This window comes from Anaerosolibacter sp. (assembly GCF_029240175.1).
In the GTDB taxonomy this organism is placed as follows: domain Bacteria; phylum Bacillota; class Clostridia; order Peptostreptococcales; family Thermotaleaceae; genus Anaerosolibacter.
The window spans coordinates 1-24,664 of record NZ_JARBTM010000036.1; the positions used below are offsets into that span (position 1 = coordinate 1).

The following is a 24,664-nucleotide window of genomic DNA, read 5'->3' on the forward strand; positions in this document are numbered from 1 at the left end:
GAGAAGACGCGAACGTAAAAATATAGAACGTGGTCAAGCCCATATTCAATCTACTTTTAACAACACAATTGTTACCCTTACTGACTTACAAGGTAACGCAATTTCATGGGCGAGTGCTGGTGGACTTGGCTTTAAAGGCTCAAGAAAATCAACTCCATTTGCTGCACAGATGGCAGCAGAAACAGCTGCAAAAAATGCAATGGAGCACGGATTAAGAACGATCGAAGTATATGTAAAGGGACCTGGTTCCGGACGTGAAGCTGCGATAAGATCATTACAAGCAGCGGGGTTAGAAATTAATCTAATCAAAGACGTTACACCAGTACCACACAATGGCTGCAGACCGCCAAAACGTAGAAGAGTTTAATTAGGATTAGGAGGTGTAATAATAATGGCAAGATATACAGGACCATCTTGTAGACTTTGTCGTCGTGAGGGGCAAAAGTTATACTTAAAGGGCGAAAGATGTTATACAGATAAATGTGCAATCGCAAGAAGAGGATATGCACCTGGACAGCACGGACAAGGAAGAAAGAAACTTTCTAACTACGGTCTACAATTAAGAGAAAAGCAAAAAGCGAAGAGATTCTATGGCATGTTAGAAACTCAGTTCAGACAATTGTTTGAGAGAGCTGAAAAAATGCCGGGAATCACAGGTGAAAACTTACTAAGATTACTTGAAACAAGATTAGATAATGCTGTATACAGAATGGGCTTTGCTTCTTCAAGAAAAGAAGCAAGACAGTTAGTAAGACATGGACACTTTACTGTAAACGGCCACAAGGTTGATATTCCATCCTTCATGGTTTCAGTAGGGGATGTTATAAAGGTAAAAGAAAAGAGCATGAGCTCAGTGAAGTTTAAAGAAAAGGCAGAAGCTGCTGCAAATGTACCGAATTGGGTACAAGTAAACTTTGAAAACTTAGAGGGAAAAGTGGTTTCACTTCCGACAAGAGAAGATATCGATATTCCAATCGCTGAGCACTTAATCGTCGAGCTATACTCAAGATAATAATTAAGCTAGTGATAGTTTTAGAATCAGTTACCCTCATAAAGTATAGATAGAAAATTTATAAGGAGGGTCAAGTTAATGATAGAGATCGAAAAGCCAAAGATAGAATGTGTAGAACTAAGTGCAGATAACACGTATGGTAAGTTCGTGGTTGAGCCCCTAGAGCGTGGATATGGTATAACTTTGGGAAACAGCTTAAGAAGAATCCTACTTTCATCTTTACCTGGAGCAGCGGTAAACTGGGTAAAGATTGAAGGTGTTCTTCATGAGTTTTCTACTGTACCTGGTGTAAAAGAGGATGTATCGGAAATTATCCTAAACCTTAAGAGTCTTTCAGCAAAGATGTATGCGGACGGCGCTAAAGTTGTACGTATCGATGCTAGAGGACCAGGTAAGATTACAGCAGGGGATATCATTGCCGATGCCGATGTAGAAATTCTAAATCCAGAACTTCATATTGCAACCCTTGAGGATGATGCGAGATTGGTAATGGAGATTTCTTTAAACAGAGGCAGAGGATACGTAGCGGCAGAAAACAACAAAACAGAACATATGCCAATTGGTGTATTACCTGTAGACTCAATCTATACACCTGTCAACAAGGTTAGCTACTATGTTGAAAATACAAGAGTGGGCCAAGTTACTGACTACGATAAACTAACATTAGAGGTGTGGACTGATGGAAGTATAAAGCCAGATGAGGCGGCTTCCCTTGGTGCAAAGATTATGAATGAGCATTTAAATTTATTCATCAATCTTACTAGTCATATTGATAATGTAGAGATTATGGTAGAAAAGGAAGAAGATAAGAAAGAAAAAGTTCTCGAGATGACCATTGAGGAACTTGACCTTTCTGTTAGATCATATAACTGTCTAAAGAGAGCCGGTATTAATACAGTAGAAGAGCTTACAACGAAATCAGAAGAAGATATGATGAAGGTAAGGAATCTAGGTAAAAAATCCCTTGAAGAAGTTCAGCAGAAGCTTCAGGAACTCGGCTTAGACTTAAAACCTAGTGATGACTAATATAGGTTAAAGGAGGGAAAGAGTTTATTAAAAGCTGGTCGTATTGAAACTACAGATACAAGAGCAAAAGAAACTCGTCGATTGGCTGAGAAAATGATCACCCTTGCAAAAAGAGGAGATCTTCATGCGAGACGTCAGGTTATGGCATATGTTACTGAGGAAACAGTTGTTAAGAACCTGTTTGATGAAATTGCTCCTAAGTACAAGGAAAGAAATGGCGGCTACACAAGAATTATGAAGCTAGGACCTCGTAGAGGGGACGCAGCTGAAATGGTAATTTTAGAATTAGTATAATACATGAGGGATTAAGTGATGAGCTTAGTCCCTTTTATTTGTAAGGCTAGAAGCTAGAAGTTAGATGTTAGAAGTTAAAGCATGTAAGAAGCTTCTAACGTTTAACCTCTAACCTCTAACAGCAATTATTTGTCAACGTATTCAAAAATAAAATATAACAATCTATTGGTATTAACAGCGTAAAGAGGTATAATATATAGGTATACTATTCGTCAATTTGTGAGGTATTGTTTAATGGATAAAATTATTAGAATCAAGGATTTGATTTATGAATACAGAAGTGAAGAAAATGAAAATGTACAAGCCTTAAAAAGTGTATCCTTGGATGTTAAGCAGGGGGAGTTTCTTGTGGTAATTGGTCATAATGGCTCAGGAAAGTCCACCATGGCGAAGCATATGAATGCATTGCTGCTGCCAAGCGGAGGCAAGGTTTATGTAAATGGACTAGACACCAGTGAGGAAAACAATGTGTGGAACATTCGGCAGACAGCGGGTATGGTATTCCAAAATCCAGACAATCAGATCGTTGCCACCATTGTTGAAGAAGATATTGCTTTTGGCCCGGAAAACTTGGGTGTACCACCAAAGGAAATTCGTATGCGGGTGGATGAAGCATTAGAGTCCGTAGGTATGTCAGCCCATCGTAAAAAAGGTCCACATCTTCTATCAGGGGGCCAGAAACAGCGAATCGCTATTGCAGGGATTATTGCTATGCGGCCAAAATGTATTATTTTAGATGAGCCTACTGCTATGCTGGACCCTTCAGGAAGAAAGGAAGTCTTAGAAACCATAAGACGACTAAATAAAGATGAGGGTATCACAGTGGTGCACATTACCCATTTCATGGACGAAGCTGTAAATGCAGATCGCGTAATTGTTATGGAAGAAGGAAATATGGTTCTGGAAGGAAATCCAAAAGAGGTTTTTGCCCAGGTAGATATTTTGAAAAAGTTAGGACTAGATGTGCCTCAGGTGACTGAACTTACAAGCAAACTGATCCATGAGGGCATTGATTTACCGAGGGACATACTTACAGTGGATGAGATGGTGATGCATTTATGTCAATTATAATAGAAAATTTAACGCATATTTATAATCCCAGCAGTCCCTTTGAGACGGTAGCATTGGATAATATCAACGTGGAAATTAAAGCAGGGGAATTTATCGGGTTGATTGGACATACAGGATCAGGTAAATCTACTTTAACCCAACACTTAAACGGACTGTTAAAACCCACTTCAGGGAAGATTATCATCAATGGCTTTGATATCACAAAAAAAGATGTAAAGCTGCGAGAAATACGTCAAAAAGTTGGCCTGGTATTTCAATATCCTGAGCATCAGCTTTTTGAAGAGACCATATACAAGGATATCGCTTTTGGTCCTATTAACCTAGGGTTATCGGAAGAGGAAGTGGATTATCGCGTAAAAGATTCCATGGAACTGGTAGGTCTTAATTTTGATGCCGTGAAAGATCGCTCTCCGTTTGAACTGAGTGGAGGACAGCGACGTAGGGTTGCTATTGCTGGAGTACTGGCTATGCGGCCAGAAGTTCTTATTCTTGATGAACCTACCGCTGGTCTAGATCCTAAGGGAAGAGATGAGATTCTTGATCAGATCAAAATGCTTCATGGCAAATATAAGATGACAATTATCCTTGTTTCTCACAGTATGGAGGACATTGCTAGGTTGGTGGATCGGATCATTGTTATGCATAGGGGTGCGGTTGCACTAACAGGTGAACCAAGAGATGTTTTTAAAAATGTTGAATTACTTGAAAATATTGGTCTTGCAGTACCTCAGATCACCTATTTGATGAAGAAGCTGAAAGCCCTTGGTAAGCCTGTGCGGGACGATGTATTAACCATAGAAGAAGCGAAACTTGAAATACAAAACTGGTTAAGGAGTAAATAGTATGTTAAGGGATATTACAATCGGACAATATTATCCAGTAGATTCAATTATTCATCGACTTGATCCAAGGGTAAAGATTATCGCTACCTTTATCTATATAACGGCGCTATTTATTGTAGAGCATTTTTTCGCCTATGGATATGTACTACTGTTTCTAGCAGCGGCTATCGCCCTGTCAAAAGTGCCTTTAAAATTTATGCTTCGGGGTTTAAAGCCATTATTTTTGATTATTCTTTTAACCTTTGGTATCAATATGTTTATGACCAAAGGAGAAGTGATCTATCAATTAGGACCCTTAGATATTACGAAAGAAGGGGTTCTACAGGCTGTTTTTATGGGAACCCGATTGGTTCTTTTAATTATCGGAACATCGATTTTGACATTGACCACCTCTCCCATCCAGTTGACGGACGGTATTGAAAAGCTGTTGAATCCATTTAAAAGATTTGGTGTACCGGCCCATGAGCTGGCAATGATGATGACCATTGCATTACGATTTATTCCTACTCTTTTAGAGGAGACAGATAAGATTATGAAAGCGCAAATGGCCAGAGGTGCTGATTTTGAGAGCGGAAACATTATCAATCGTGCCAAGAGCTTAGTGCCACTGCTTGTCCCTCTTTTCATCAGTGCATTTCGAAGAGCCGATGAATTGGCGATGGCTATGGAGTCGAGATGCTATCGTGGAGGAGAGAACCGTACGCGTATGAAAGAATTATCCTATCATCGCAGGGACATGGTTGCAGCGTTTTTTATTGCAGCACTTCTCACTGCGGTAACCATGGATCGACTAATGTAATTACGTATGGATATAATAAGGGGGGCGGGTAAGTCCCTCTTATTTTGTGTTTTATCCGATGGCTAACAACTCTAAGACTCCCGCTTCTGCAAGCGGGAGGCAAGAGTTATACAGCCCCTGGATAACACGACTTGACGTTCAGGTGGAGTTACTTGTGCCCGCGGGTGCAAACTCCATCTGAACGAGCCGTAGTTGATTTTTTAAAGAGCAGGTGAGGATTGTGAAAAATGTAAAGCTTACCATCGAATATGATGGGACCGGATTCCATGGCTGGCAGCGGCAGGATCAGCATAGAACAGTCCAAGAGGAGATAGAGAAGGCTTTAGAAAAGGTCATGAAGAAGAGAATTACGATTCATGGGTCAGGCAGAACTGATGCAGGTGTCCATGGCCTAGGTCAGGTAGCCAGCTTTAAAGAGGATTTTACAATACCTATAGATAAAATTCCATTGGCAGTTAATTCACTGCTGCCAGCTGATGTGGCCATACGAGACGCCGTAGAGGTAGATTTAGACTTTCATGCCCGATATTCTGCTATAGGTAAAAAATATATCTATAAGATATACAATAGTCCATTACGCAGTCCTATCCATCGCAGCTATGCATACTTTGTAGCCCATCCATTGGATCTAGAAGCCATCAAAAAGGCAAGCAGCCATTTTGTTGGGGAACACGATTTCAAAGGATTTATGGCATCGGGAAGCAGTGTGAAGGATACTGTAAGGAGGATACACAGTCTCCATGTATATAGAGAGAACGAGATGCTTACAATAGAAGTGGAAGGAAACGGATTTTTATACAACATGGTTCGCATCATAGCAGGAACTTTAGTGGATGTAGGAAAAGGAAGAATATTGGAAGAGGAGATTCCCTACATTATCGCGTCTGGAGAGAGAACAAAGTCAGGGCATACAGCACCTCCTCAAGGATTATACCTAGTAGAAGTGTACTATAGGTAAGAGAAGGCTAAGGTTGAGGTTAAGGTTGAAAAGACGTTGAAAAAGATAGGGAAAAGATTAAAAGAAAGTCCAAATATTCCTTGACACACACGGCACAATGTATTAGAATAGTAAAAGAGTCTGCATATTGAAAATCCACTAGCCCCGGATTTTTAAATATAGAGAACCGTTGATAAGATTTTTGGAAAAAGTAGTGATAGGAGGTAAATATATGAAATCATTCGTTGCTAAGCCACTTGAAATCGAAAGAAAGTGGTATATAGTAGATGCAGAAGGCAAAACGTTAGGTCGTTTAGCTACAGAAGTTGCATCAATCTTAAGAGGTAAGAAAAAGCCAATTTATACACCCCATGTTGATACAGGTGATTATGTAATCATCATAAACGCAGAAAAAGTAGAAATGACAGGTAAGAAATTAGATCAAAAATTATACAGACACCATACAGGTTGGGCTGGTGGTTTAAAAGAAATCACAGCTAGAGAATTAATGGCGAAGAAGCCAACAAAAGCAGTTGAGCTTGCAATCAAAGGTATGCTTCCAAAGAACAGCTTAGGAAGACAAATGTACAAAAAATTAAAAGTATACGCTGGATCTGAGCACACTCATCAAGCTCAAATGCCGCAAGTTCTTGACATATAGAACTGGATAGGGAGGAGGAAATACAATGGCTAGAGTACAATACTATGGAACAGGTAGAAGAAAGACTTCCATTGCAAGAGTAAGATTAGTTCCTGGTGAAAACTACTGTGATTACGAAACGCTAAAGAGAGATATCAGATTACCTCTTGCATTAACAGAAACAGAAGGTAGATTTGATGTAATCGCGAAGGTAGAAGGCGGCGGATACACAGGCCAAGCTGGTGCTTTAAGACACGGTATTGCCAGAGCGTTATTAAAGGCTGATGCTGAACTTAGACCAATCCTTAAAAAAGCTGGTTTCTTAACAAGAGACCCAAGAATGAAGGAAAGAAAGAAATATGGACTTAAGGCTGCAAGACGTGCACCTCAGTTCTCAAAGAGATAATATTTACGAAATGCAAAATCCCTCAAACACTTGTGTTTGGGGGATTTTTATAGTTCCGAAACCCTATAAAAATGGCTGAAAAATTGCATGTAACTAACACATAACTAACAAGTAACTAACAAAAATTTAGATTAAACTGATGGCCTTTTTTAATTGCTCGATGTCTTTATGGGTATAGATACTTGCAGTTGTGGAGTAGCTAGCATGTCCAATAATTTTTTGAAGTGCTATAGTATCAGCTCCAGCATTACTCATTAGCGTAGCGAAGGTATGTCTACAGTCATGGGGCTTATGATCAAAGCCTAATTGTTCCATTATAGGTGTGAATTTTTCCTTTAAGTAGTTATAATAACCAATAGATTTACCTTCATTATTTGTTATTAAATACTTATGGCCTAATGAGGCCCTAGAAGCTACCATATCGAAGATTTTATCATTAATAGGTATAACCCTATCCTTTCCAGCTTCCGTTTTAATACCGGCAATCATGGTTCTGTTGTCCAGGTCAATATTAGAGGTCTTGACGATCAGAAGCTCTCCGATCCGCAGGCCAGTATAGATCATTATTAGTATGGTATCTACATATTCAATATGATTTACAACATCAAATAGCCTTTCGATTTCGCTGGTAGTAAACACTTTTCTAGAACTTTCACCAGTATTTTTTCCAATATCAACAAACTGAGAATAATCTTTACTTACAATATCATTCTCCATAGCAAATTTATAAAGCTGATTAAACAGCACTTTTATTTTTCTTAATGTGCCATGACCTTTACCAGAAGACCTTATGACATCCTGCATATGCTTAGTTCTGATATCAACGAATTTCATTTCATGCAATTCTAGACTGGTATCAAAAGCAGCGTTATATCCATTGATAGCACTTCTAGAGATACCTTCAAACTTTCCTTCTTTCCATTGATCGTATATTTCTTTGAATGTGATGGTAGAGGATTCAATACTGTATGGATTCTTATTAAATTCAGCAAGTGCTTGCATTGCATCTTTTCTATTCTCATAGTATCCTATCGTTTGATAAGTCTGCTTTCCTTCCTTATCCCATCCAATAGTTTTACGGGCAACAAAAGGCTTTCTTCTTTTTCCACTCAGCTTGTAAACTGAGCCATAACCATTTGGATTTTTCATACGTTCACCTCTGTGGATAACATGTGGATAGTGTGCACATATCGAACTGGTGTTCGATTTAATGGGTAAAAAAATATACAAATGTACATTAAAGTTCTCTATAAACCCCAAGAGGGTCAAAGTAGATTTTATAATTTTCAATAGTATGGGATTTCCCATAGATATTTTGAAAATGTTTTATGGCTGTTTCAATAAATTCTTCGGTTACGCCAAGAAATTCAGCTAATTCTTCACGATTATGTACTCTAGCTTCAAAGGCCCTGATAAAGTCTTCAACCACGATCAATCTTGATACAGCCCACCGTTTAGCCTTTAATTCTTGTTTTCGGTTCTCCATTTTAGATTGGTCAAGTATATCTCCTGAGCTGGTAAAATGATGCCCTAATTCTTCAGCAAGGATACACTCTTTCTCAATAGTGGTCTCTATGTTTTTATTTATAGCAATAACTTGATCAGCATAGAGACCTTTAATATTACCTACCATAGGGATTTCAATGATTTCAATGTTTTCCTTCTCTGCTAACTGTATGAGTGTCATATTGCTCATAAAATCACCTCTATTTACTTTTCCTTTTCATCTTTACAAATTCCTTGAATTTCTCAATTTCGTTAAGTTCTTCTTCGGTCCAATCACCATCATGGTGAGCTGCTATGGTCACAATTTCAGAATCAAGCTTATCTGTTCTTCCAAGCAGAAAATCCGTCGTGACGTTAAAATAGTCTGCTATCTTAGTCAACATATCAGCCTTAGGTGTTCGTCTATTGTTTTCATAATTGGCTAAAGTACTTTGTTCTACTCCTAGAAAATCGCATAACTCTTGTTGTCCGATATTCCTATTTTCACGTAGCCATTTAATTCTATGCCCGATACTCATATTTTCACCATCCAATATTACTCTTTGAAATAAGTATATTTCAAAGAGTAATAAAAATCAAATTTCGTTTAGAAATAATTTGGTACAAACTGTTGACAATAATTTCGTAATGAAATATAATGATATTACAAAATGAAATATTTTATTAGGAGGTAAATCAGTGAATACTCTAAAGCAGATTAGAGAGTCTAAGAAATTAACTCAAAAGGAATTAGCAGATTTGGTCAATTTGAGTCAAGAGACGATATCACAATATGAAAATGGCAAAAGAAGACCTAATATAATAATTGCAAGAAAGATAGCAGATATATTTGGTATTAGCTTAGATAATATTTTTTTTGGCTCAAACATTTCGAATTGAAATATAAGAAAGGGGCAAAAATGATGGAAAAAAATATTTCAGTAAAGAAAGCAGCTGAAATTATGGGTAAGTCACAGCAATTCGTCAGAGTAGGCTTGCAGAGAGGGTTATTTCCTTTTGGAACAGCTGTTAAGATGAGTTCAATATGGACTTACTATATTTCACCAAAGCAGTTCTATGAGTATGTAGGTATCAAAGAGGCCAGCTAAATAAGTATTTGATGAAAGTGAAGTGAGGAAGATGTTAACACCTGAGAAAGTGCAAGGTTTTAAAAATTTAGGTGTAAATGCTGAAATGTTTAAGGCATTCCTTGAAAATTTCTATAATTCTTGGGGGTTAGAAGCTAGAGAGACTATCCAACCAATTAGCGTGAAATTTGTGAAGGAGAGGCCGGGATATTCTTATCTTAGGTTTGATTACAAAATGTATGGGAGAAATGAATGGCTGCATGTAACAGGTCCATCAACATGGTACTAAATAACCGCTTACTGAAGACAAATGTGAGAATGCCCCTGATAGAGCAGGAGCATTGTAAGGGATGAGAGTTTGATTAGATGGGGTTTTAAGTAGGGGAATTTACGAAGGGGTTTGTAGTTTAAGTATAATACGAAAGGGTGTAGATAGTGAATGCATAGTACACAGGAGAACATCTATAGAGTTGCTAGAAAAGCTGCAGGTTTTACAAGGGAAAGTGCAGCGGAACATATTTGTACAAGTGTTAGGTCCTTAGCGGATTATGAAACAGGAAAGACCATCCCAGGGGATGACATTGTGTGTATGATGGCCGAGGTATATAAAGCAAGATGGTTAGGATATATGCACCTGCAGCAGTCCACAGAGCTAGGGAGAAAATACCTTCCTGAGTTACATATTTCAGAGTTATCAAGATCCGTATTAAGGTTTCAAAAAGAGGTGGGAGATTTAAAGTATGTGAATGAGGATATGATTGAGATTGCCTGTGATGGTACGGTGGATCAGCAGGAGGAAGAAAGATGGAATCACATAGCAAAGGAAGTCCATGAAATCATAGGCGCAGCCATTTCCTTAATATTTTCTAAGCAGGAAATGAAATTAGGAGGTGTGGGACACTGAATATTTTTAGAATGAAAAGAGCCCTTTCAGTTGGCAGACCGAAAGAGCTCATGATGTAAATCTTTAAATTCATTTATGTATAGTATAGCACATGAATGTATCGATGAATATAGATTTTCAAGGGGGAAGATGGATCATGTTGAAATTCGAAGAAGACTTTAAGCAGTTTCTTAATAAGAGGGCATTAAATGCATGGAACGAAATTGCATCTAATCATGAAAAACATAGAATGCTGTGTCAAAGAGCAAGTATCATACATTATCGGATAAGAGATTTATTGCCAAAGGAACATAGATACCTTATCAATGAATATGAGGAGATTCAGGCCATGACGGAATCCATAATTATTGATACTGTCTATGGTAAAGGCTTAGAGGATGGACTTAGTATTGGAAATCTCCTAAAAGAAGAGAGAGAACCACAAGCCCAAATATTTTGCGTTTTGGATTTGATGCAAAAGACAGGACCATTTTCCATAAAACAGGCCGTAGGGATATAGGAAAGATATGCAGCAGGATGAGTAGAAGAGGGGTGAAGGAAAGGTGCAAAGTAAACATTTGTTTAATAAGAGGCCCATTGTCGTAGACACGGACCTAGCCATATGCTTTGGGGTAAATGAGGCCATTGTAATTCAGCAGATTCATTACTGGCTTGAGATCAATCGGGAAACTGAGAAGAATTTCATAAACGGGAGATACTGGACCTATAACAGTATAGGGGATTGGCATGAAAAGAACTTTCCTTTCTGGAGTTATGATACAGTAAAGCGGATATTCAAAGAACTTGAAAAACTAGGGTTACTGATTACAGATAACTTTAATGAACAGAAGAGGGACCGAACCAAATGGTATTCCATTGACTATGAAAAGCTGGATCAGCTTATGGAGGCAAAGAATAATCAAAGGAGTAAATCACCCAATGCATTAGGGCAAGATGCACCAATGTCATTAGGGCAGAATGCCCCAATGGATCAGGGCAATTTGCCCCAACCATTACCAGAGATTAACACAGAGATTACTACAGAGAAAAAGATTAATATGCAAATTGAAAATTTGCGTCAGCGTTATGCTCAGGATGCCTTAACAATCATTGATGAATATTTTGAGATTTTACGTTTTACCCGTAGGGGTGGACAGATAGCAGACAGTGTAATTCTAAAAATCTATAAGGAGTGGGAAAACTTTAGACCCGATGTGGTGGAATATGCCTTAAAGCTTTACATAGACAACCCTAAGCACCATGACAAGAAGGAAAATTATTGTTATGGCATTATGAGGAATGCCACGGCTGAGCAGGTAGGCGAATATTTGTTAAGAAAGCAGAGCAAAGTTCCTGAGGCAACATGGGGAAAAGCCAGGGAGAAACTCAATATCAATCCTGGCAGCAATAAGAGGTTTGACTTTGAGGAGGACATCGAATGAGAGGGGGAGCCATGTCGTTACCAGTAAGTATTGAGGCTGAGCAGATGGTATTAGGAGCTATTCTTTTAGAGTCAAAGTGCTGGTATGTCCTAGACAAGCTTTATGAAACAGACTTTTATGCCCCACATCATAGAGAGATCCTAAAGGTCATGAAGGAGATGAATAAGGATCAGGAACCCATAGAGCTATACAGTGTCTATGAGAAGGTGAATAAAAGCCTATCCATTGAAGTTCTGACAAAGCTCATGGGGAGCATTTCCACCACGGCTACCATTGACCACTACATAGGGATTCTAAAGGATCGAGCCATAAAGCGGGAGATCCTTTTAAGGACCAAGGCCATCGAAAAAAAACTGCTAGATGATGGGGAGAAGGGCGAGGACCTAAAGACCACCCTCATAAAATCATTAGATGATATTGAAACCCACCAGGAGGATGAGGGAGAGGATTTAAAGGCCATAATGCTTCAAACCCTGGATAATCTGGATGAGCTGTATCAGCAGAGAGATGACAGAAGGTACTATACAGGACTTACATATTATGATATGGCCACAGCTGGCCTTCATCGGGAAGAGGTAACAACTATAGCAGCAAGGCCTAGCGTAGGAAAGTCTGCCCTGGCTTTACAGATGGGGAAGAAACTAGCCAGGAATGGTCTTAAGGTACTGATCATCAGCAGGGAGATGAGCAAGCTACAAATAGGGAAAAGGCTCATCGCCTCTGAGACAGGGATCAACGGAAATAAACTGCGTAGGGGAGGATTAAATGATAATGACTGGTCTAGTATTGGAAAAGGTATATCCGTTCTCACCAGTACCATGGATATGATCATCGATACCACATCGGATAACATAACTGCGATACGCTCCAAGGTAAGAGAAAAGAAGGCCGATGTGCTCATCATTGACTATCTCCAGCTCCTGCGGGGTGGAAAGAGATATCAAAGCAGGGAGCAGGAGGTCAGCGAGATCAGCAGAGATATAAAAGCTTTAGCATTGGAATTTAAAATTCCAGTTATTCAGTTAGCTCAGCTAAATAGAAATGCAGAGTTAAAAAGACCTACCAAGGCAGATTTAAGGGAATCGGGCTCTATTGAGCAGGATAGCGACAATATTGTGTTCCTACACCTACCTACAGAATCAGAGCTGGAGACCATGGTAAAGGACCCAAAGTCCTTGATTACCTGGGAGACAATCAAAAATATCAAAGATAGGGGATTAAGGCTAGTAAAGATCATCATCGAAAAGCAGAGGGATGGCGATGTGGGAGAGTTTGAAGTGGTGTATAATCCTAGAACATTGACTTTCTATGATTTAAGAAGTTATTAGATTGGAGGGTGGAAAGATGAAAGAAGCAGCCATATTCTACATAGGACTGGCCATAACAGGAACGAATCAAGAGTATAAGACCAAGATAGATTTTAATAAGCTTCAAAACTACTTAAGAAAATATGCAAGGATCGCAGCCAAGGGAGAGACGCCTGAGGAGTTTCTAAAGAGGGAAGATCTAGGGACCTTAGTGCAGATCAAGGAAGCGGTCAAAGAATATCAAAGAAGGCAGGACATGTGCCACATATCCTTAGTACTAGAGGACTATTGGTCAAAGCAAGTAATGTCAAGGTAGTGGAAGATGAAAGTGAAGGGGGAGAATTTCCATGGTAGAGGGAGGTATAGCTAGACACATATTCACAGAATTAAAAAAGCTTGAAGAGGAAGGGTTTGATATCGCTGGGAGGGCTGGAGATGTATTGGTGGAGGATGCTATGCTGATGCACCAGCAGGGAAAGATGTCAGTAAATGTACTGGAGAGTTTCAATTATGTATTAAAGAATTATGGGCAAATAGCAAGACAACAATTGATGGGCGCCTAGAAATGCCCCTATAAAGTTTAAATGGAATACACAGCTAGCGATGACGCGATGACGGAAAACAGTATATACTGAAAAAGGCAGCAGCATAGGCCGAGGATGGTGGGACATAGTGACAGAAATTAGATGCATTGCCTGCAGGAAGGTATTGGGTAAGATTCCCGAAGGGACTGAGGTGGAGATAGAGATCAAATGCACGAAGTGTAAGACGATAAGCACATATAAATTAGAGGCTCAAGAAGCCCAGGTAGGATAATAAACCTGGGCTTCTTGTTTTTTGTAGGAGATGGGAAGGTGGAGATAAGAATGAGGTTAAGTGATTCATACATGGATTTGTGCAATTCCATTGATGCATGGAAAGCAAGATTGGAAGGATATAAAGGGGAGCTGAAGGTTTTGACCAGACTGGCAAGATTAGATGGACCTAGCGATATTAAGGCAGTGAACTATTCTGAGGTGCGTTCAGGTGGTTTTGTTCAGATGCCTTTTCTGGAGGCCCTGGAGAGAATTCAAAAGATAAAAAGCCATATTTTACTCCATGAAGAGGCCATTGCACACCTGGAGGAGACAAAAAGAAAGATGGAAGAAAAGGTATCGCAATTAAGTGGCATTGAAAATCAGGTGGTTTACATGCGGGACTTCCAAAAGAAAAAGCTCATAGAGATTGCTGATGAACTAGGCTATTCCTATGACTATATCCGTGAAATATCTGCTAAGGCGAGAAGGAAAGCTGCACAAGAGAAGAAAAAATAGGTAAGGGTGATGAACAAAGAAATGAGTGGATTAAAATAACGAAAGTCGGATTTTCGAGCAGTTCGACATTGGAGGGTCAAAAAAGGATGATATATAATGTAAGAAAAATTTTTTTTGAAAGTAGGTTTCTCCATATAAACCCGACTTTCATTTTGAAGGCAAAAAAGTGGTTCTAGCCATTGAAATGTATAGGTTTGAAAGCTATATGGTTGTAAATGCCTAAAAGTAAAAAAATTATTGCTAGGGTTTAGAGATGAAATTTTTGGATGAAACAGTTCAACTAAATCTATGAAATTATTTAAAACTAAAAATTTATAAAGCATTAAGCCCTAGAAAAAAATCCTAGTTATTATATCAGGAGGTATTATGGGGAGAAGTAGAAGTCTAAACAGAGAAAAGGCCTTTGAGCTATATAGAGAGCACCAAGGCGAAATAACAACTAAAGAAATAGCTAACATACTGTGTGAGAAAGAGAAAAACATTGAATATTGGAGAAGAGTCGATGACTGGAAAGGAAGATATAAGCCTCAAGGTGGAGCCCCAAAAGGAAATAATAACGCTGCTGGACATAAAGGAGTAGCACCTTTACATAATCAAAATGCAAGAAAGCATGGATGGTATTCAAAATACCTTCCAACAAAGATGAGAAATCTAGTCAAAGAGACAGAGGAAGCTGGAGGATCGCCATTAGACATCCAATGGGCAATGATTATGACCAAATGGATTAATATACTTAGATCACAGAAAATCATGTTTGTTAAAGATGAACATGATAAAACCAAGGAACTAAAGAAGTTAAAAGTTCAGCAAGACATAAAAGGTCCAAAAGATAATAAAATGCATGTTGAAACATACAGAGAAGAAGAATACGAGATTCAACAAGCATGGGATAAACAAGCCAACTTGTTAAACTCACAATCCAGAGCAATGGCTACCCTTTCAAAGCTCATAAAGGACTACAATGAAATGCTTCATGCCAATTGGGATACAGCTACGGAGGAACAAAAGCTGAGAGTTGAAAGATTGAGGATGCAAATTCAAAATCCAGAACTGCAGCATAGGAAAGAACTTAGTGAGAAAAAGCTTGAGCTTGAAAAAGAAAAATTCGAGCACACGAAAGAAATGGATAAGACAAAGATGTGGTAAAGCAGACAGTGAACAAATGATAAAAGTTTTCTAGAATTATGAAGAAGACATATGGGGGGAGTGATTTTAAGCGTATCATGGACAGGTTCCACTCCCCCCCACCCCAGCAGGAAAAAAACGAATTCAAAAGACCGGAGAGTATCCCTTATTTTCATACACACTGAAAATTTGACTTTTTCCTTGAAAAATTTTGAAAAAAGTTGAAAATGGATGATAATATTCAAAAAAGAATGAAAATTTGTGAGAATCTGAGCCTTGGTATTGTTGGAAAGCATAGTCTAAATAAACTGAGAAAGGTCAAATATTAAGGCTAGAGCTGAACGATCTGATTGAGATAGGGAGGTTATCAGTTAAGAAAAGCTTATAGAATCAATAGCAAGAAAGATAAGATCGGGGCAATATTGCCTAGTCTTTTTAGTTTTTGGAGAAATATTAGGTAGAATAAATTAAAAAATGAGTGGCATGGAATCTAAAGTGTAGTGAATCTATTGATTGAGAATACGTAGTTAAGTATACTTGATTTATATAAACGCCTAGGAGGATATAGATGAATATTAAATTTGTCATACGTAAATCTAATAAAACAATATTAACAGTTAAGATGCAAGAAGCGCAAAATAGTATTTTGGGAGAGTTGGATATAATGATCGATCCAGCAAAAAATAAGATATTTGATAAAGTAGTCGCAGGAAATTATTACATGCAGTTTAATAGAAATATTCATGCTATATCTTGGCATGGATATTATAAAAATACTGTACAGAATAGAATGCAGTTTCCTACTATACATTTTAAGGATAATAATAATGTCAAACATTCTTATAAAGACGTTAGACATATAGGTACTGTAAATTCTAACGAGCCGTTTGCATTTCCAATTTGTAGTTTATATATTCCCCAAGAAGATGCTTGGGTAGATGAAATAAATAAGAGTGAGTATGGTAATAACACAGCTAAGGTTAAATATCACTTTAAGGATATGTATATTAACTTAAATCAAAGAGTAGATATTTTTGTTACTCCAAAGGTCAGATCAGCTAAAGACATATTAGATTCAGAAGCAGGTAGCCTATATAAAATGGCAGATGTAGCTTTATTCAATACACCAGATGGGCGTTTTATCCCTATAAAAGAAGTTTTAAATAACCCTAATATAGACTACAACAGTTTCATTGATGTCTATTCATTAGAGAATGGTCATGATTTGATTATTAGGACATTAGGAAATCAGGATTCAATTTTTAGCGAGTTAGAAGGTACATATTCTCTTCTGGTACATGACCCTAATGATATGTATAATAGAATGACAAATCGAGTTATGCTAAAGTATGATAGCGATGTGCCAGAGAATAGTGAGTTATGTATAATAAAAAGTAAGTTATAAAAGAGGCAAAATTAATGGTAAAGTGGCATAAAAGAGGAACTGTTAGCATGTTAAAAAAGTTGAAAAATAGCAATAATTGTGCCGGGGCTCAGCGCTCCGGTCTTTTTATATTTTGGGGTAAAAGTATTTGATACAGGAGAATAGCTTTTTTTTATTTTTGATTAATCGAAAGGAAAGTACTGTAAAATATAGAATGTAATATTCAAATGAAATTAAGGAGGATGGGCATGAAAAGAGGTATAGTGTTTTTGATTATTTTCGCAGTGCTGTTACCGGTGCCTTTATCTGTTGGAGCTACACAGGAAACAAAGGTAACTATAGATGGTCAGCAATTGAGTTTTGATGTACCACCTACATTAGTGCAAGGAAGAACGTTAGTGCCATTACGAACAATATTTGAATCTCTTGGGGCAAAGATTGAATGGGATGCTGCTACAAAGACGGTTACAGGGACTAAAGGAAATACGATAATTATACTAACAGTAGACAAGAAAACAGCCACGGTAAATGGTAAAGCTGTGGAGCTAGAAGTACCAGGAACTATCATTAATAATAGAACCCTAGTACCGGCTAGATTCATTGCTGAAGCTCTGGGAGCAAATGTTGGCTGGGATGGAAATACTAAGACAGTAATTATTAAGAGCACTGCTGATGACGCAGTTACTACATACAAGATTACAAAGATTGTGGATGGAGATACAATTGAAATTGATTATAATGGTACTAAAGAAAGAGTTAGACTTATCGGCGTTGACACTCCTGAGTCAGTCCATCCTGATGCGACTAGAAATAGCGAATACGGAAAAGTTGCTTCGGAATTTTCAAACAAGCAATTAGATGGTAAAACTGTTACTTTAGAGTTTGATGTTCAGGAAAGAGATAAGTATGGACGATTGCTAGCCTATGTATATGTAGACGGTATAATGTATAATAAAATCTTAGTAAGCGAAGGTTATGCAAAAGTCGCTACATTCCCACCTAACGTAAAATATGTTGCTGATTTTACAGCACTAGAAAAGCAGGCCAGGGAGCAGAACAAAGGGCTATGGGCATATGAAGAAACGGTATCTGTACCTGCAACTCCAAGTCAACCAAGTCAATCTGCTGCACCTACGGTGATAATGAATACAATAAAAGCGAAGGCAGGGGAGAATGTTACGGCTACAATTGGTGGGTCTCCAGGGGTAGAATATGATATTGAAGTATATTACTCATCAGGCCCCAGCAAAGCAGCAGGATTAGAACCAAAGAAGGCAGACTCTAATGGGAATGTTTCCTGGACTTGGAAAGTAGGTTCTAAAACAAATCCAGGACAATATAAGATTGTCATTAAGGGAGATATGACAATGCAGTTGACTTTAGAGGTAGAGTAATATCTACCTCCTTTTTGTGCATAAATTTTATTTAGCACAGAAAAAAAGTATGATTCTAATACTTACTTTCTTATTGTTTTCACATCTATTAACTAAGATAGATAGTTTGAAAAAATGATTGATTGTTTGTTACTTCAACGTTTTGTTTATTACGAACGACAATAGATTTTTTCTTTGCTTGATGTGCAATTTATATTTTATTTGACGAACGAATAAGACACATAAATATGTAGGTACTGCTAGTAAAAACAGTGTTAAATAACAGGGGATGATGGAGGATTTTATCTAAATAAGTAGAATATAATTTTTAAGAATATGAAAAGTCAAAGTATAAAGAGGACGAAAAAAGTGAAGAAAGTTAATATAGTAAGTAATCTTAATTTTGATCGGGTATCTTTTAACAAAATTATGAGGCTTCAAGACATATGCCTCTATGATAATGCAGATAATATTTCCATCACCTTTGATGGATGTAGCTTTATTTCTCCAATTTTCCTTCCAATTATTGGTTCTCTCCCTGAGTTAGGGAAACTGTACGACAAAAGAATTACACTAGATATCGAGTCCATTAACAATTATAATTTAAAGTCCTACATGGCAACATCTGGGTTTATAAATTACCTCCATCCAGAGATTAGGGTCAATTTATCTAGTGCTAATGCAATAAGTTTTACAAAGTACACAGATGAAAATGCGGATGATGAGACTATTAATGATTATATTCAAAACATCCTAAGATTGGCTCCTATAGGGATGGATGATGAAGTCAGGCATGAATTATTGAGTAAATTATACGAAATATTTGCTAATGCTTTTGAACATTCAAAAAGTGAAATAGGTATATTCTGTTGTGGGCACTATCTTTCATATCATAAAGAATTGTACTTTTCTATTTATGATGCTGGAGTTGGAATTCCAGCAAATGTAAGAGGATATTTAAAAGACGAGAATTTATCATCAGCTGATGCATTAAAGTGGGCAATGAAGCGAGGTAACTCAACTGTAGAAAATAGAGATTATCCAAGAGGATTGGGACTTGACTTTTTAAAAGCTATTGTTAAACTAAATGAAGGGAAAATGACGATATATAGTTCAGATACGATGTCACGCGTTACGAAAGAAAGCGAGTCTTATGAAAATATAGAGAATAAGTTGATAGGTACTATAATAAGTATTAAAATAAATGCCGATCATAATAGCATTTATGTAATGAAAAAATAACGAAAAGAGGTGCTAGAGTGAAAGAGATTAAAGTCGATTCATTTATGAAACTCTGTTTATCGGGAAAAGAAGGAAAAAAACTTAGAAAAATAATAGAAGATAATCTTATGAACAATGAATCTATTATTTTAGACTTTTCGAACATTAATGTTTTTGCATCACCTTTTTTTAATCTTAGCCTAGGTTATTTTGTAAATAAATTTGGCCCTGATGAATATTATAAGAAAATTAAAGTTACGAATCTTTCACCAGTAGGCCAGAACACGTACAATCAAGTAATTGAAAATTCTATTGAATATTACAATTCAGAGAATAAGGAACAATTTAATGAGATAATAGAAAACTCAGAAAACTAAAGTCGATGGAGGGGGAGACCTTGTTTGTAACAAAGGCCAATGTTTATGATATACGAAAGCTGGATGTATCAACCATTAAAGATGATGTGTTTGCAATTGATACTAATGTATTGTATTGGATGCACTATAGTAGATGTAATGAAACTTTTGATGGTTATCAGCTTGAAGCATATCCTGATTTTTTAGAAGACCTACTTAATAATGAAAATAGACTTGTGACTACTATATATAACATTACTGAACTGCTATACATAATCGAAAGAAATGAATACGACATATATTGTATACAGAATGGTAAGATAAAAAGGAAAGAATTTAGAAATATTTTAAGTGAGAGAATAAAGGTAAAGAACGAGCTTAATACGGTGCTTTCGCAGATTAATAGCATTTATAAAATTAAAAATTTTAACATTGAAGTACTTGGACTAAATGATTTTGTCGATAATCTCGATTCCCATAAGTGTGATGATTTCGATTACCTTATCCTTAAATATTTGTCTCAAAATGATATCAGTAAAATCATTACTGATGATAGTGACTATATAACGATGGAGAACATATGTGTTTATACTGCTAATAATAAAGCTATTCATGAGGCAGCAAACACAGGGAAATTAGTGACTGGGTAATACTTATAAAAAGATATGTAAAAAGGGCAGGAAGTATCCTGCCTTATTTTATTGCATTAAATTTATCTCGTACTATTAATGGGAAAACTTCTATGGTTTTGAAGGAAAATGTCGTAATACATAGAAATACTATTTTATAGTGATTACATTTTTGAGACTATAGGGAGTAAGTATACTATGAAAGATATTAATCGAGTAAGCTTAAATGCAATCGCAAAAAAACTGGGCATTAAAAGATACACTAAAATGAAAAAAGATGAGCTGATCAAATATATTGAAGAACATTTTACTCAAGAAGAAATACAGAGCACTATATTAGAGGTACCAATAAGAAAACATACAGGAAGTATTGGAATTTTTAAATCATCTAAAGCACACATTGCAATGATAGGTATTATTGTAGCAATCATAACACTGATAGTATGCCTACCTCCTGGTTTCATTGGAGCTATTCAAATGGTTGATTTCTTTCAAAACTATGGGAAACCTGATGATCTAAATAAAGTACCATTTCTTTCATATACATATGATTCTAATTATCATTACATGTATTTGTTTAATGAGTATAGAACGAAAAATGCTTTATCATCATTTTTGGAAGTAACTAATATAAGTGAATTACCTGTATCAAATTTAGAAATAGGAGTGTATTTATTTGACGTAAACGAACAGAATAATGAAAACTATTTTCAAGTACATAATGTTAATGATGGGCAGTACAAGAGGATATTTCACAAATCTATAAGTAAAGTAAGTTCTAGCGACAGCTTTAAAATAAACATTGATGAAATACTTCTAGATTACTGTCGAAACAATTTCAAAAATTACCATACAGATCAATATGCATTTCTCTTCCCTAATCTTGGAGAAAAACATTTTATTGATAGAGCAGAATATGTATCACAAAGCGGAAATTATATTTTTACAGAGGATACATCAGTTATAGAATATGATCAGCAAAGTGAGTTAAGACTTAATAAATACGACACAAATAATTATACTGGTTTTAAAATCAAGATAATCATTAGCTATACTCACAAGAATATCGATATTAAAGAATTACTATTTGGAGGATTATACTATTTTTCTTATAATCAAGATAATTACTTTATTCCTAAAGCAATTGTAGTAGATTCTTTTTCAAAGGCACCATATTCTATGTGGAAAAGAGCTGATGAAATGAATTATAAAAAGATAAAAGTTGTGCAGGATATACTTCATGCACACAGCAGTGATAAAGAGGCGGATGAATTAGGATTGTTTGAAAGAACTTGTGCATTACAGACAACAACTTCGCCTAAGTATAGTACAAATAAAATTACAGTTAAAGAACCCATTAAGTACATAGATATATTAGGACACGATGATCAATAGAAAATAGCAAGGATTTGGTTTTAAAAATGTGCTAAATACACATTTAGTTGTTTAGGACAGGAAATCCCCTGTCCTTATTTTATTGCGCTAAATATATCTTTGATGCAATGTTAATTAGGAGACATTCTACTCTTTCTTATTTTAAAGGAAAATGATGGCAAATGTCGAAGTATTGGATTATTAAATTTTTAACGCCGCTAATGTTTAGTTAAGGTTATTAATAACAAAAAGATATAACAGACAAATTTGTATTTGTGGGGTGATTAAAATAGAAGAATTAAAACCAAACGAAAAAGAGAAAGAAGTATTATCGTTATTTTATAATAGATTCTATGTTTTATATGAAGAAGTTGTAAATGATGATTTTATTAACAATGATGCTAAAATAAGATTTTATAAACTAAGAGAATCATTTTCGATATATAAAGAATTATTGAGTTATGAGCCGATTAAAGAATATATTAATTGGATGAAAAAAGGTGGACGACCTCATTTTGAAGGGATAATTGCGGATGATTTGTTTAGTTTTATAAGAAATTTATTATTACACTTCCCTATTTTTGATACATGGGATGAAGTTTATATAAATAAGAACTTAGCCACGTGGAGTAAAGTGGGACAAATAGATAAATTTCTAACTAAAGGTATTAAAGGAAAAATTGATGGTAAAGGCACGGTGAAGTATAGAATATGGGAAGAAAAAAAGAAAGAAATGACATATTTGTGCATTAATTTTCCTGAAAAATATGATGATACAAATATTTACTTAAAGGATATAATATCTGAAGAAGTTGGAATAAAATTTTGTATGGCATTAATGAGATCTATACTTGATGCTCAGGTAGAGGATTCAGAAGTACCAGATATAAAAATAATGTCTCAAGTATATTTACCAGTAAAAAATAAATAGTATTTGAAACTACATAAATTCCAATTTGTAAGGTAATTTCCTTTACAGATGCACTCAAATGTTGAACTTCCCATTATGTTTACAATGGTGTGTTTTGTTACTACATAAAAGTCTTTAAGATTTCTACTAGAAAATGGAGGTGTGGCTTATGATGCTGCAATTGATAGATGATGTAAACAAAGCATTGGACGCGGAATGCTATTATTCAGCATTAACATTGGCACTTACCTTTCCTGATATATGTGGAAAGGCTGAGTATCCCCAGAAAAATAGTACAAAACGATATAAAGACTGGTATGACGAGCATATTGGCAAATATGAGCAGTGTCCTTGTGAACAATCCCGCAACACACCAATGCCTTATTTAAGTGGAGAAGTGGTTTATAGCCTGAGAAACTCTTTATTACATCAGGGAACACCCAATATTGATGTCGATAAAATAAAAAACATCAACAATAAAATTGATCGCTTTGAACTTGTTTTGGAGTCAAAGAAGCCATTCGACATTTATGGGGATGCATCAAGCATATATAATGGCAGCGAAAAGACTTACCGTGTAAATGTACGACGCTTGTGTTTAATACTTTGTCGTTCTGCTAGTGGTTATTATGAAGCTAATCAGGATAAGTTTGACTTCTTTCATTGCTCCATTATTGACTGGGACTCTGAGGTTGATAAGATACATATATGAAATCTGGTTAGATAAGCGCACTTCGCATTATGTTTATCACTAGACTTTTGAAGGTAAATATAAGCTTCCAATTAGGCTAATTATATGAAGATATTTTACTTCACATTCTTCCTGAATTGTGAAATATACACTTTATGGTCAAGACGATGCTAACTATGCTTTATATTTTGAAACATTAGGTCATATAGAAAGGTATAAAATTGTATTGGTAACTAACAAGTAACTAACAAATGAAGCTTGAGACCGCTTAATTACTAAGGCGCAAGTTCTCAAAGAGATAGGACCTATGGAACTCAGAATCCCTCAAACGACTATGTTTGGGGGATTTTTTATTGCAAAAATGCATGAGAACATGTCAGAACGATAAGTACATATTTCGCTTCTATGGTTTATTTAAACAATTCCCTATATATGGAATGTTTGTTAGCATTTTGATTTATATATCATAAAATAATATTAGACAATATTGTCTAATATTATTTAAAGGAGTGTTCTCTTATGACATATAAGAAGCGTTGTTATCACTATCTTCCATCTCAGAAGCCATGTTCAAGTACGTGTCCGAAGCCATGCCCTCCACCATGTCCTAAGCCATGTCCTCCAGGTCCTGCTGGTCCTGCTGGTGCTACAGGCCCTGCAGGTCCCGTTGGTCCTGCAGGTCCCGTTGGTCCTGCTGGTCCTGCAGGTGGTCCTCCAGGTCCCGCTGGTCCGACTGGTGCTACAGGCCCTGCTGGTCCTGCAGGTCCCGCTGGTCCTACAGGCGCTACAGGTGCTCCAGGTCCTGCAGGTCCCGCTGGTCCTACAGGCGCTACAGGCGCTACAGGTGCTCCAGGTCCTGCAGGTCCCGCTGGTCGTCCCGCTGGTCCTACAGGCGCTACAGGCGCTACAGGTGCTCCAGGTCCTGCTGGTCCCGCTGGTCCTACAGGCGCTACAGGTGCTACAGGTGCTCCAGGTCCTGCAGGTCCCGCTGGTCCTACAGGCGCTACAGGCGCTACAGGTGCTCCAGGTCCCGCTGGTCCTACAGGCGCTACAGGC

Annotated in this window: 33 protein-coding genes and 1 pseudogene; 30 read left to right on the plus strand and 4 right to left on the minus strand. The window is 36.8% G+C overall.

Going from position 1 to position 24,664, the window contains the following annotated elements; all coding sequences use genetic code 11:
- The 10 genes and pseudogenes from rpsK to rpsI form a co-directional block, all read left to right on the plus strand.
- A partial coding sequence (gene rpsK, locus K0R93_RS18275; RefSeq protein ID WP_300304586.1) for a 30S ribosomal protein S11 occupies positions 1–367 on the plus strand: 367 nt, incomplete at its 5' end.
- Between the two features lie 24 nt (positions 368–391).
- Positions 392–1,012 (plus strand): 30S ribosomal protein S4, encoded by a 621-nt coding sequence (gene rpsD / locus K0R93_RS18280; protein ID WP_300304590.1) that lies wholly within the window; start codon positions 392–394, stop codon positions 1,010–1,012.
- A 78-nt stretch (positions 1,013–1,090) separates the two neighbouring features.
- On the plus strand, positions 1,091–2,038 hold the full coding sequence (locus K0R93_RS18285) for a DNA-directed RNA polymerase subunit alpha (protein WP_300304593.1): 948 nt from the start codon (positions 1,091–1,093) through the stop codon (positions 2,036–2,038).
- 24 nt (positions 2,039–2,062) lie between these two features.
- Positions 2,063–2,332 (plus strand): annotated as a pseudogene (rplQ, locus tag K0R93_RS18290) (50S ribosomal protein L17); the annotation flags it as partial.
- Between the two features lie 234 nt (positions 2,333–2,566).
- Entirely contained in the window at positions 2,567–3,403 is an 837-nt protein-coding gene (locus tag K0R93_RS18295) for an energy-coupling factor transporter ATPase (RefSeq protein WP_300304596.1), read from the plus strand.
- A complete protein-coding gene (locus tag K0R93_RS18300) occupies positions 3,391–4,245 on the plus strand; it encodes an energy-coupling factor transporter ATPase (protein ID WP_300304599.1) in 855 nt (284 codons plus the stop codon). The genes K0R93_RS18295 and K0R93_RS18300 overlap by 13 nt, the downstream gene beginning before the upstream one ends.
- A 1-nt stretch (position 4,246) precedes the next feature.
- On the plus strand, positions 4,247–5,044 hold the full coding sequence (locus tag K0R93_RS18305; protein WP_300304602.1) for an energy-coupling factor transporter transmembrane component T family protein: 798 nt from the start codon (positions 4,247–4,249) through the stop codon (positions 5,042–5,044).
- A gap of 220 nt (positions 5,045–5,264) precedes the next feature.
- On the plus strand, positions 5,265–6,002 hold the full coding sequence (truA, locus tag K0R93_RS18310; RefSeq protein ID WP_300304605.1) for a tRNA pseudouridine(38-40) synthase TruA: 738 nt from the start codon (positions 5,265–5,267) through the stop codon (positions 6,000–6,002).
- 211 nt (positions 6,003–6,213) lie between these two features.
- Positions 6,214–6,642, plus strand: a complete 429-nt coding sequence (gene rplM, locus K0R93_RS18315; RefSeq protein WP_300304608.1) for a 50S ribosomal protein L13 — start codon at positions 6,214–6,216, stop codon at positions 6,640–6,642.
- Between the two features lie 25 nt (positions 6,643–6,667).
- Positions 6,668–7,027 carry a 30S ribosomal protein S9 gene (rpsI, locus tag K0R93_RS18320; RefSeq protein ID WP_300304611.1) on the plus strand — a complete coding sequence of 120 codons (360 nt, stop codon included), beginning with the start codon at positions 6,668–6,670 and terminating at the stop codon, positions 7,025–7,027.
- Positions 7,028–7,153: 126 nt separating this feature from the next.
- On the opposite strand, the gene K0R93_RS18325 is transcribed toward rpsI, so the two are convergent.
- The 3 genes from K0R93_RS18325 to K0R93_RS18335 all read right to left on the minus strand — a co-directional run bounded on the left by K0R93_RS18325 (position 7,154) and on the right by K0R93_RS18335 (position 9,051).
- Entirely contained in the window at positions 7,154–8,176 is a 1,023-nt protein-coding gene (locus tag K0R93_RS18325) for a tyrosine-type recombinase/integrase (RefSeq protein ID WP_300304614.1), read from the minus strand.
- 88 nt (positions 8,177–8,264) lie between these two features.
- Positions 8,265–8,723: an ImmA/IrrE family metallo-endopeptidase gene (locus K0R93_RS18330; protein WP_300304617.1), complete on the minus strand. Its 459-nt coding sequence runs from the start codon at positions 8,721–8,723 to the stop codon at positions 8,265–8,267.
- Between the two features lie 10 nt (positions 8,724–8,733).
- A complete protein-coding gene (locus K0R93_RS18335) occupies positions 8,734–9,051 on the minus strand; it encodes a helix-turn-helix domain-containing protein (RefSeq protein WP_300304620.1) in 318 nt (105 codons plus the stop codon).
- Positions 9,052–9,211: 160 nt separating this feature from the next.
- Here K0R93_RS18335 and K0R93_RS18340 point away from each other — a divergent pair, with 160 nt between their 5' ends.
- The 20 genes from K0R93_RS18340 (at position 9,212) to K0R93_RS18435 (ending at position 23,629) form a co-directional block, all read left to right on the plus strand.
- Positions 9,212–9,412, plus strand: a complete 201-nt coding sequence (locus tag K0R93_RS18340) for a helix-turn-helix transcriptional regulator (RefSeq protein WP_300304623.1) — start codon at positions 9,212–9,214, stop codon at positions 9,410–9,412.
- A 23-nt stretch (positions 9,413–9,435) separates the two neighbouring features.
- Complete coding sequence (locus tag K0R93_RS18345) at positions 9,436–9,621, plus strand: hypothetical protein (protein ID WP_300304626.1); 186 nt, start codon at positions 9,436–9,438, stop codon at positions 9,619–9,621.
- Positions 9,622–9,652: 31 nt separating this feature from the next.
- On the plus strand, positions 9,653–9,889 hold the full coding sequence (locus K0R93_RS18350) for a hypothetical protein (RefSeq protein WP_300304629.1): 237 nt from the start codon (positions 9,653–9,655) through the stop codon (positions 9,887–9,889).
- Positions 9,890–10,039: 150 nt separating this feature from the next.
- Positions 10,040–10,504 carry a helix-turn-helix domain-containing protein gene (locus K0R93_RS18355; protein ID WP_300304632.1) on the plus strand — a complete coding sequence of 155 codons (465 nt, stop codon included), beginning with the start codon at positions 10,040–10,042 and terminating at the stop codon, positions 10,502–10,504.
- 136 nt (positions 10,505–10,640) lie between these two features.
- On the plus strand, positions 10,641–11,003 hold the full coding sequence (locus K0R93_RS18360; RefSeq protein ID WP_300304635.1) for a hypothetical protein: 363 nt from the start codon (positions 10,641–10,643) through the stop codon (positions 11,001–11,003).
- Positions 11,004–11,046: 43 nt separating this feature from the next.
- Complete coding sequence (locus K0R93_RS18365; RefSeq protein ID WP_300304637.1) at positions 11,047–11,925, plus strand: hypothetical protein; 879 nt, start codon at positions 11,047–11,049, stop codon at positions 11,923–11,925.
- Positions 11,922–13,253: a replicative DNA helicase gene (locus K0R93_RS18370; RefSeq protein ID WP_300304640.1), complete on the plus strand. Its 1,332-nt coding sequence runs from the start codon at positions 11,922–11,924 to the stop codon at positions 13,251–13,253. Before K0R93_RS18365 ends, K0R93_RS18370 begins: the two co-directional genes overlap by 4 nt.
- A 16-nt stretch (positions 13,254–13,269) precedes the next feature.
- Positions 13,270–13,548 carry a hypothetical protein gene (locus K0R93_RS18375; protein WP_300304643.1) on the plus strand — a complete coding sequence of 93 codons (279 nt, stop codon included), beginning with the start codon at positions 13,270–13,272 and terminating at the stop codon, positions 13,546–13,548.
- 31 nt (positions 13,549–13,579) lie between these two features.
- On the plus strand, positions 13,580–13,795 hold the full coding sequence (locus tag K0R93_RS18380) for a hypothetical protein (RefSeq protein WP_300304646.1): 216 nt from the start codon (positions 13,580–13,582) through the stop codon (positions 13,793–13,795).
- A gap of 109 nt (positions 13,796–13,904) precedes the next feature.
- Entirely contained in the window at positions 13,905–14,048 is a 144-nt protein-coding gene (locus K0R93_RS18385) for a hypothetical protein (RefSeq protein WP_300304649.1), read from the plus strand.
- A 38-nt stretch (positions 14,049–14,086) separates the two neighbouring features.
- Positions 14,087–14,545, plus strand: coding sequence for a sigma factor-like helix-turn-helix DNA-binding protein (locus tag K0R93_RS18390; protein ID WP_300304652.1), 459 nt, complete (start codon positions 14,087–14,089; stop codon positions 14,543–14,545).
- A gap of 366 nt (positions 14,546–14,911) precedes the next feature.
- A complete protein-coding gene (gene terS / locus K0R93_RS18395; protein WP_300304655.1) occupies positions 14,912–15,691 on the plus strand; it encodes a phage terminase small subunit in 780 nt (259 codons plus the stop codon).
- Between the two features lie 547 nt (positions 15,692–16,238).
- Positions 16,239–17,075 carry a hypothetical protein gene (locus K0R93_RS18400; RefSeq protein ID WP_300304658.1) on the plus strand — a complete coding sequence of 279 codons (837 nt, stop codon included), beginning with the start codon at positions 16,239–16,241 and terminating at the stop codon, positions 17,073–17,075.
- 227 nt (positions 17,076–17,302) lie between these two features.
- Positions 17,303–18,448: a stalk domain-containing protein gene (locus tag K0R93_RS18405; protein WP_300304661.1), complete on the plus strand. Its 1,146-nt coding sequence runs from the start codon at positions 17,303–17,305 to the stop codon at positions 18,446–18,448.
- 348 nt (positions 18,449–18,796) lie between these two features.
- Positions 18,797–19,669 carry an ATP-binding protein gene (locus K0R93_RS18410; RefSeq protein WP_300304664.1) on the plus strand — a complete coding sequence of 291 codons (873 nt, stop codon included), beginning with the start codon at positions 18,797–18,799 and terminating at the stop codon, positions 19,667–19,669.
- Positions 19,670–19,686: 17 nt separating this feature from the next.
- Positions 19,687–20,025, plus strand: coding sequence for an STAS-like domain-containing protein (locus K0R93_RS18415; protein ID WP_300304667.1), 339 nt, complete (start codon positions 19,687–19,689; stop codon positions 20,023–20,025).
- Between the two features lie 20 nt (positions 20,026–20,045).
- Positions 20,046–20,654, plus strand: coding sequence for a hypothetical protein (locus K0R93_RS18420; protein WP_300304670.1), 609 nt, complete (start codon positions 20,046–20,048; stop codon positions 20,652–20,654).
- Positions 20,655–20,831: 177 nt separating this feature from the next.
- Entirely contained in the window at positions 20,832–22,028 is a 1,197-nt protein-coding gene (locus tag K0R93_RS18425; protein WP_300304673.1) for a Rho termination factor N-terminal domain-containing protein, read from the plus strand.
- Positions 22,029–22,287: 259 nt separating this feature from the next.
- Positions 22,288–22,938, plus strand: coding sequence for a hypothetical protein (locus tag K0R93_RS18430; RefSeq protein WP_300304676.1), 651 nt, complete (start codon positions 22,288–22,290; stop codon positions 22,936–22,938).
- A gap of 148 nt (positions 22,939–23,086) precedes the next feature.
- Positions 23,087–23,629: a hypothetical protein gene (locus K0R93_RS18435; RefSeq protein ID WP_300304679.1), complete on the plus strand. Its 543-nt coding sequence runs from the start codon at positions 23,087–23,089 to the stop codon at positions 23,627–23,629.
- Positions 23,630–24,165: 536 nt separating this feature from the next.
- On the opposite strand, the gene K0R93_RS18440 is transcribed toward K0R93_RS18435, so the two are convergent.
- The coding region (locus tag K0R93_RS18440) for a hypothetical protein (protein ID WP_300304682.1) at positions 24,166–24,664 on the minus strand (499 nt) is incomplete at its 5' end.

Excerpts from the sequence above, each read along its gene's own strand:
- rplM (WP_300304608.1), top strand. The coding sequence starts at position 6,214 with ATGAAATCATTCGTTGCTAAGCCACTTGAAATCGAAAGAAAGTGGTAT.
- K0R93_RS18360 (WP_300304635.1), top strand. The coding sequence starts at position 10,641 with ATGTTGAAATTCGAAGAAGACTTTAAGCAGTTTCTTAATAAGAGGGCA.
- K0R93_RS18355 (WP_300304632.1), top strand. The coding sequence starts at position 10,040 with ATGCATAGTACACAGGAGAACATCTATAGAGTTGCTAGAAAAGCTGCA.
- K0R93_RS18305 (WP_300304602.1), top strand. The coding sequence starts at position 4,247 with ATGTTAAGGGATATTACAATCGGACAATATTATCCAGTAGATTCAATT.
- K0R93_RS18330 (WP_300304617.1), bottom strand. The coding sequence starts at position 8,723 with ATGAGCAATATGACACTCATACAGTTAGCAGAGAAGGAAAACATTGAA.
- rpsD (WP_300304590.1), top strand. The coding sequence starts at position 392 with ATGGCAAGATATACAGGACCATCTTGTAGACTTTGTCGTCGTGAGGGG.
- K0R93_RS18405 (WP_300304661.1), top strand. The coding sequence starts at position 17,303 with ATGAAAAGAGGTATAGTGTTTTTGATTATTTTCGCAGTGCTGTTACCG.
- K0R93_RS18375 (WP_300304643.1), top strand. The coding sequence starts at position 13,270 with ATGAAAGAAGCAGCCATATTCTACATAGGACTGGCCATAACAGGAACG.
- K0R93_RS18285 (WP_300304593.1), top strand. The coding sequence starts at position 1,091 with ATGATAGAGATCGAAAAGCCAAAGATAGAATGTGTAGAACTAAGTGCA.
- K0R93_RS18335 (WP_300304620.1), bottom strand. The coding sequence starts at position 9,051 with ATGAGTATCGGGCATAGAATTAAATGGCTACGTGAAAATAGGAATATC.
- K0R93_RS18345 (WP_300304626.1), top strand. The coding sequence starts at position 9,436 with ATGGAAAAAAATATTTCAGTAAAGAAAGCAGCTGAAATTATGGGTAAG.
- K0R93_RS18400 (WP_300304658.1), top strand. The coding sequence starts at position 16,239 with ATGAATATTAAATTTGTCATACGTAAATCTAATAAAACAATATTAACA.
- K0R93_RS18350 (WP_300304629.1), top strand. The coding sequence starts at position 9,653 with ATGTTAACACCTGAGAAAGTGCAAGGTTTTAAAAATTTAGGTGTAAAT.
- K0R93_RS18370 (WP_300304640.1), top strand. The coding sequence starts at position 11,922 with ATGAGAGGGGGAGCCATGTCGTTACCAGTAAGTATTGAGGCTGAGCAG.
- K0R93_RS18295 (WP_300304596.1), top strand. The coding sequence starts at position 2,567 with ATGGATAAAATTATTAGAATCAAGGATTTGATTTATGAATACAGAAGT.
- K0R93_RS18300 (WP_300304599.1), top strand. The coding sequence starts at position 3,391 with ATGTCAATTATAATAGAAAATTTAACGCATATTTATAATCCCAGCAGT.
- K0R93_RS18380 (WP_300304646.1), top strand. The coding sequence starts at position 13,580 with ATGGTAGAGGGAGGTATAGCTAGACACATATTCACAGAATTAAAAAAG.
- rpsI (WP_300304611.1), top strand. The coding sequence starts at position 6,668 with ATGGCTAGAGTACAATACTATGGAACAGGTAGAAGAAAGACTTCCATT.
- terS (WP_300304655.1), top strand. The coding sequence starts at position 14,912 with ATGGGGAGAAGTAGAAGTCTAAACAGAGAAAAGGCCTTTGAGCTATAT.
- K0R93_RS18435 (WP_300304679.1), top strand. The coding sequence starts at position 23,087 with ATGATGCTGCAATTGATAGATGATGTAAACAAAGCATTGGACGCGGAA.
- K0R93_RS18325 (WP_300304614.1), bottom strand. The coding sequence starts at position 8,176 with ATGAAAAATCCAAATGGTTATGGCTCAGTTTACAAGCTGAGTGGAAAA.
- K0R93_RS18425 (WP_300304673.1), top strand. The coding sequence starts at position 20,832 with ATGAAAGATATTAATCGAGTAAGCTTAAATGCAATCGCAAAAAAACTG.